The following is a 6194-nucleotide window of genomic DNA, read 5'->3' on the forward strand; positions in this document are numbered from 1 at the left end:
CACCATTTTTTACCGGGGAGCCATTAAATTGGCTGAGAGGATTGGGATCGACCCGTGGAACCTGATCCGGTCAGAACCGGCGGAGGGAGATGGCTATGGTTGTGTATTTTAAAAAATGGTGGAATTTATGTTAACCCAGAAGCAGAAATACATGCTTCTTTCCAGCTCGTCTGGGTTAACATTTTGGGGGATTGTCGGCACATTAGGACCACTGGCAGCCGCAGGGTCAATCATTGGTGTTCTTCCAAAATCGCTTAAGGTATTCGTGCTTTTGATTGGGCCAATATTTGTTCCATTCGGCAACTTCTTAATGGGGATTCTGTCGGACATACTTGGAAGGAAAAAAATATTCATAATAACAATGGTACTATACAGTGCTGGAATAGTAATAATTTCATTAAGCTATACATTTATTCCACTTGCCATAGGTTTAATGATAGCCGAGTTTGGAGTTGGTGGTGAGGAAATACCCTCATTATCCCTTATATCTGAGGATTCCCCTGTATCACAACGTGCCAAATGGCTTACAATAATAGCTGATTTTGACAATATTGGAAGCGCATTAATTGCGGGTATGTTCCTGATAACCTCAAATACTTTATATGACAGGATTATTTTATTAAGCTCCGCAGCAGTCTTAATAATAATAATGGTTTTCGCAAGAATAAGGCTTCCAGAATCATATAAATGGCTTGAATCCCGTGGCATGGAAAGAGAATCCGAAATGCAGAAATCGGAGCTTTATATAGATACTGAAGGGATAAAACAGAAAAAACCATCCTACAGGTTAAGCTTTTTTGTTCTATTATCCATTGCAATATCCCAATATACCACATTTGGACTTATGGCGTATATTATTGGCCCATATGAATTCCCTGGGGCATACACCGATAACATGATTATTTTTGTTGCACTTGTTGGTGCCTCTGCAGCCGGATTTATAGCAGCACCACTGATTTCTTCTGGAAGAAAATTTTTTACACTTTACTCATATTCTATTGGCTTTGCAAGCACAGTTTTAATATACATCCTTGTGCCGTATCTTAGAAATTTATATGTATTCTTTCCGTTACTGTTCATAAATATGATGATGAGCGAGTTTGGATGGGCTTCCAGAACCACCCTTGAACCTGAATTATTTCCAACAAAAATGCGTGGAACCTTTATAGGCACGGTAAGGCTTGGCCCAATGATAGTTTATCCAATTCTTGTTTATGCCACAAGTTCCTTCAGCCTTTCACAGTTTATACTCCTGAATGTATTCCTCTGGGGTCTTGGTGCTGTAGGTGCGGCAACGTGGTATGTGCATGGCATAGAAACAAAGAATGTTGATATAAATTATTAACATAAATATTTTTTATTTACCATTTTTATAATAACAGGATTAAAACTGCACAAAAACAATATATAATCATAAATTATAACAGGTAAAATGGAAAACAAAAAAGAGAATTTCAGTGAATGGTACAATGAAATTATTGAGCTCGCCGGGCTTACCGATAAAAGGTATGAAATTAAGGGAATGAATATATGGATGCCCTATGGGCTAAAAATAATGCATTTAATTGATGATATCATTAGAAAATATTCAGATGAAAAAAAATTCCAGGAGGTAAGCTTTCCAGTACTTATATCCAGAAAGCAGCTTGAGGTTGAATTCGAGCATGTTAAGGGATTTGAAAATGAAATTTACTGGGTTACAAAGGGTGGTAAGGACACACTTGATGTGGATCTGGCCCTGAGACCAACCAGTGAATCCGCAATGTATACAATGTTTCCTTTATGGATAAGGTCACATACTGATTTGCCATTTAAAATTTATCAGATAGTTAGTGTTTACAGGTATGAAACAAAGCACACAAGGGCATTTATACGTGTCAGGGAAATACATTTTTATGAGGCACATACCGCGCATAAAGATTATAATGATGCTGAAAAACAGATGAATGAATATCTTGATATATGGAAAAAAATTGCATCAGAACTATGCCTTGAATATTCACTGGATGTAAGGCCTGAATGGGATAAATTTCCCGGTGCAAAATATTCAATAGCCTTTGATACGCCAATGCCGGGATACAGGTCCTTGCAGGTTGGCACAATTCACGAGTATGGCGAAAACTTTGCCAGAAATTACAATATTAAATATCTTGATGAGAATGGCGATCTTAAATATGTTTCACAGACAACGTTCGGACTTAGTGAAAGATTGCTTGCAGCAGTTATTGGAATTCACGGTGACGATAAGGGTTTAATACTTCCATACAGGATTGCACCTGTTCAGATAATTATAGTGCCAATTCCCGGTGAAATATATGATAAAATCCTTGAATACTCCAGAACAATAATGGATGACCTGAAGAATATGGGTTACAGGGTTGATATTGATGAACGCGATTATACACCTGGATACAAGTATAATGATTGGGAAATGAAGGGCGTTCCACTAAGAATTGAGATTGGCAGCAGGGAATATAATGAAAATATGATAACATTATCACTTAGAACACAGAAGAAGAAGATTAAGATATCAAGACAGAACCTTAGGGATGTTGAAAATTATCTTAAAACAGTAAATGATGATATTAAGAGTCATTCATTAAAATTTTTTAATGATAACATCCACATGGCAAAATCCATTGATGACATGAAAAATGAATATATGGTTAGGGCCTACTGGTGCGGATCAAAAGAATGCTCTGATAAGATAGAGGCGCTTACCGAAAAGGCTGCACTTGGCAATATTTACAATGATAAAACATCAGGAAAATGCATAGTATGCGGAAGGGATGGAAAATTATCAATGTTTTCAAGGACATATTAGTATGAAAACAAAAATGGTATTTTTTGATATGGATGGTGTGATTACAAGGGAGAAGAGCAGCTGGCATTATGTGCATTCCAGGCTTGGTGTTGACAATTCCCAGAATTATAAAATGTACATGGATGGAAAAATTTCATATGATGAGTTCTTCGAGCTGGATATTAAAATGTGGATGGCAAAGTTTGGTAAAATTAAAAAATCGACCATAATAAACATACTTGATGAGATAAAAATAAGGAATTGCTTTGACAATGTAATGTCATCCTTAAGGAAGATGTCTGTAAAAACAGCAATAGTGTCCGGTGGAATTTCATGGCTTGCTGAAAAAATAGGGGCAAAATATGGAATTAATTATATATATGCAAATGAAATACTAACTGATGATAATGGATATATAATCCCTGCCGGAAGGATTAGTGTAATCCCGGACAGAAAGGATATAGTTATAAATAAAATTATAAGGGCCAGTGGAATAGATAAAAAGGAAACTTTGTCAGTTGGTGATTCTGCCGGTGATTACTCAATGCTTGTCTCCACTGATAGATTTCTTTCAATTAATTCTGATGATAAAATATTAAATGAAAATGCCTTTGCTGTGATAAATAACCTTGGAGAATTATTAAATTATTTATAAAATTTTTATTAAATTTTATGCAACACCCATTTCATTCATTGTTTCAAGTGTGAGCACCGTTATACCTGCTGCACCCCTGACAAGATTATCACCGAGTATTACCATGCGCAGGTTTTTATTTTTATATTCCAGCCTGCCAACATGTATTTCCATACCATTGCTTAGATCCATCTTATGCTGCGGCCTGTTTTCCTCATCATGTATAATAACAGGGTTTTTGGGTGCAGTGTAAAGATTTTTAAATTTTTTTAGTGGTGTGAAATTCCTTAATGAATTTTTAAAGTTTTCAATATCAATATCATCGTTAAATTCAATATTCATTATGCCCATATGCCCAACCTTAACAGGCACCCTAACAGATGTTACATACATGTTAAGTTCCCTGTTTATTATTTTATTATTGCTTACAAAGCCAAACATTTTTGATATTTCTGCAGGTATTTTTTCCTCCTCCCCATGTATATACGGTATTATATTATCATCTATGGACATATATGAAAGGCCGGTGAATCCGGCACCGCTGACTGCCTGAAGTGTCGACAGTGTAATTTTTTTGTAATCATGCCTTAAAACCTCAACCATGGGCATGGACATTATAGTGGATGTGCAGTTTGGGTTTTTCACAAATTTTGTATCCATTTTTTCAAGCAGTTCCAGATGCTGATAATTTAATTCAGGATTAATTAATGGTATGTTCTCTGCCATTCTAAATGGAGACGCATTTGATATTACATTAATTCCGTTTTTTATCAATTTTATCTCTATATCCTCTGCAACCTCAGGCGGGAGTGCTGATAAAACATAATCCACATTTTTATGGTCCTCCGGGTCTGTTGAAACCATTTTCATATCCCTGAACCTTTCTGGTATATCCCCGGGTTCAACCCATGCCACTGATTCTGAATATTTTTTTCCGATCTTTGATCTTGATGCCGAGAGGTTAACAACATCTATGTATGGGTGATTTTCAAGTATTCTTAACATTTTCTGACCAACAACACCGGTTGATCCAAGTATTGATACCTTTATTTTGTCCATAATGGAACCTCTGAAAGATATCTTTTATTTTTCTCAAGATCCTCATCCATTATTACTGATAATGATGTGTCGTCAAGGTGATATAAATGGGTTTTACCTATGGCATTTAATATCTGCGAGCTTGTGTCAACCTCAGAAAGGCCATGGCCTATAAATACCAGCATATTTTTATTCCCGTATGTACCTGTTAATGCTATGCATTTTATTGTTTTTATTTCATTATGTGTTATTACTGTTTTACCCTCCTCATAAAGGCTTTCTATTGTTATCTCTATATCTGAATCTATTGCAGGACTGAATGTTTTATAATTAAAATTTTTAACCCCCACATAGGACATTTTTATGGCCTCTTTAATTGACACCTCTGGCAATGTTCTTGCGTCGGGAAAGACCTTGGGGTCATATGTCATTATGCCTGGAACATCAGTTATTAATCTGACACTGCAATGTAGAAATCTGCCAAGCAATACAGCAGTGTAATCACTGCCACCCCGGCCAAGGGTTGTAACCTTTCCTGAAAGGGTTTTTCCGGTAAATCCAGGTACTATAGTTATTTTATGTTTAAACTCCATGTTTTTTAAATTTTCCTCCGTATATTTATAAAGACATGAGGCATCACCAAAATTATCATCTGTTACTATAAATGGCTCTATATAATAATCAACATCAAGGCCGTGGTGCTTTAGATATGAATATAATACCATAACGGCCATTTTTTCTCCGTATGACAGGATTAAATCACGGTTTTCAGGCGTATCAGGACGCAAGAGATTGTTAAGCACATCATTCTTAAATGCTAATAAATTGAAATATGAATCTTTATCATAGAAGTTATTCATAAGCTCCATATGCCTTGTAAAAATTGTGTCAATAATACCTGTGTTCCTTGTATTAATAGCTTCTATTAGATTATTCGTCACGTTCCGCATGGCGGAAGTGACAATAATGCATTTTTCACAGGCCTCTATTTTGTTTCTTATAAGGGCCAGATCATCACTGCCCTTAAGTATTGAGCCACCAACTTTTACAACGTGCATATTATCACTTTCATAACTGTATATGCATGTAATATTTAATATTTAGGAAATACCTTTATATTCAAATGATTGTGAGTAATTATTTATTTAAAATTGTTAATTTTTAATCCAATAAAATGGCCTCCCAGGGGATGGTTTTAAAAAAATTATTGCCCCCCATTTAAATCCCTGTTTGAATTTAAAAATTCCCGGTACCTGCTGTACAATGTTAATGATTCGCCTATTATAAGTCCAAGTGTAAATGCCAGTATTAAATCGATAATAAATCCTGCAAGGATATTTAATGGATATAACAGGAAAAGAAATATTCTGGCAATAAATGATGCAAGCCAGAATGCCATTATTGCCTGCGACCTTTTATAATACAATCTGTTATTTCTATAAAAAAATTCAATGTTATCTCCAAGCCTCAGGCCAAATAGTATTCCTGGAAATATTAGGACAAGAACAAGAATTGTGTAATCTAAATTTGAATAAATTCCCTCAAGTGAGAATAGAAGCAAAATTGCATAAATTAATGGTAGGGAAAAAATCCTTGATGCCCTGAATTTTCTGCCATTTAAGCCGGAATACATTCTTCTTATGGCTATAAATAAAACGAATATTATAATTATTAAATATGATAGATTCATTTAAACACCTTAGAATATATTTTTATAAA

General features: G+C 35.1%; 6 protein-coding genes and 1 riboswitch. Of the genes, 3 read left to right on the forward strand and 3 right to left on the reverse strand.

The window, feature by feature from the left end; genetic code table 11:
• Positions 1-3: 3 nt before the first annotated feature.
• Positions 4-105, forward strand: a riboswitch (TPP riboswitch).
• A 22-nt stretch (positions 106-127) separates the two neighbouring features.
• The 3 genes from AOG55_RS05625 (at position 128) to AOG55_RS05635 (ending at position 3458) form a co-directional block, all read left to right on the forward strand.
• Positions 128-1345, forward strand: coding sequence for an MFS transporter (locus AOG55_RS05625; protein WP_236688978.1), 1218 nt, complete (start codon positions 128-130; stop codon positions 1343-1345).
• A gap of 87 nt (positions 1346-1432) precedes the next feature.
• Positions 1433-2824, forward strand: a complete 1392-nt coding sequence (gene proS / locus AOG55_RS05630; RefSeq protein WP_048101133.1) for a proline--tRNA ligase — start codon at positions 1433-1435, stop codon at positions 2822-2824.
• A 1-nt stretch (position 2825) separates the two neighbouring features.
• On the forward strand, positions 2826-3458 hold the full coding sequence (locus AOG55_RS05635) for an HAD-IB family phosphatase (RefSeq protein ID WP_054963887.1): 633 nt from the start codon (positions 2826-2828) through the stop codon (positions 3456-3458).
• 15 nt (positions 3459-3473) lie between these two features.
• Here AOG55_RS05635 and asd read toward each other — a convergent pair whose 3' ends face one another.
• From asd to AOG55_RS05650, 3 genes are all read right to left on the reverse strand, one after another.
• A complete protein-coding gene (asd, locus tag AOG55_RS05640) occupies positions 3474-4499 on the reverse strand; it encodes an aspartate-semialdehyde dehydrogenase (protein ID WP_048101132.1) in 1026 nt (341 codons plus the stop codon).
• The gene (locus tag AOG55_RS05645; protein WP_052656682.1) at positions 4484-5533 is read right to left on the reverse strand and encodes an amino acid kinase family protein; all 1050 of its coding nucleotides are present in this window, start codon (positions 5531-5533) and stop codon (positions 4484-4486) included. The genes asd and AOG55_RS05645 overlap by 16 nt, the downstream gene beginning before the upstream one ends.
• A gap of 146 nt (positions 5534-5679) precedes the next feature.
• Positions 5680-6165: a hypothetical protein gene (locus AOG55_RS05650; protein WP_048101131.1), complete on the reverse strand. Its 486-nt coding sequence runs from the start codon at positions 6163-6165 to the stop codon at positions 5680-5682.
• Between the last annotated feature and the right edge of the window lie 29 nt (positions 6166-6194).

Origin of the sequence: Acidiplasma cupricumulans (assembly GCF_001402935.1) — an archaeon.
Lineage (GTDB): Archaea > Thermoplasmatota > Thermoplasmata > Thermoplasmatales > Thermoplasmataceae > Acidiplasma > Acidiplasma aeolicum.

Bases quoted from the DNA above. Each gene is read 5' to 3' on its own strand.
- AOG55_RS05635 (WP_054963887.1), top strand. From the start codon at position 2,826: ATGAAAACAAAAATGGTATTTTTTGATATGGATGGTGTGATTACAAGG.
- proS (WP_048101133.1), top strand. From the start codon at position 1,433: ATGGAAAACAAAAAAGAGAATTTCAGTGAATGGTACAATGAAATTATT.
- AOG55_RS05650 (WP_048101131.1), bottom strand. From the start codon at position 6,165: ATGAATCTATCATATTTAATAATTATAATATTCGTTTTATTTATAGCC.
- AOG55_RS05645 (WP_052656682.1), bottom strand. From the start codon at position 5,533: ATGCACGTTGTAAAAGTTGGTGGCTCAATACTTAAGGGCAGTGATGAT.
- AOG55_RS05625 (WP_236688978.1), top strand. From the start codon at position 128: ATGTTAACCCAGAAGCAGAAATACATGCTTCTTTCCAGCTCGTCTGGG.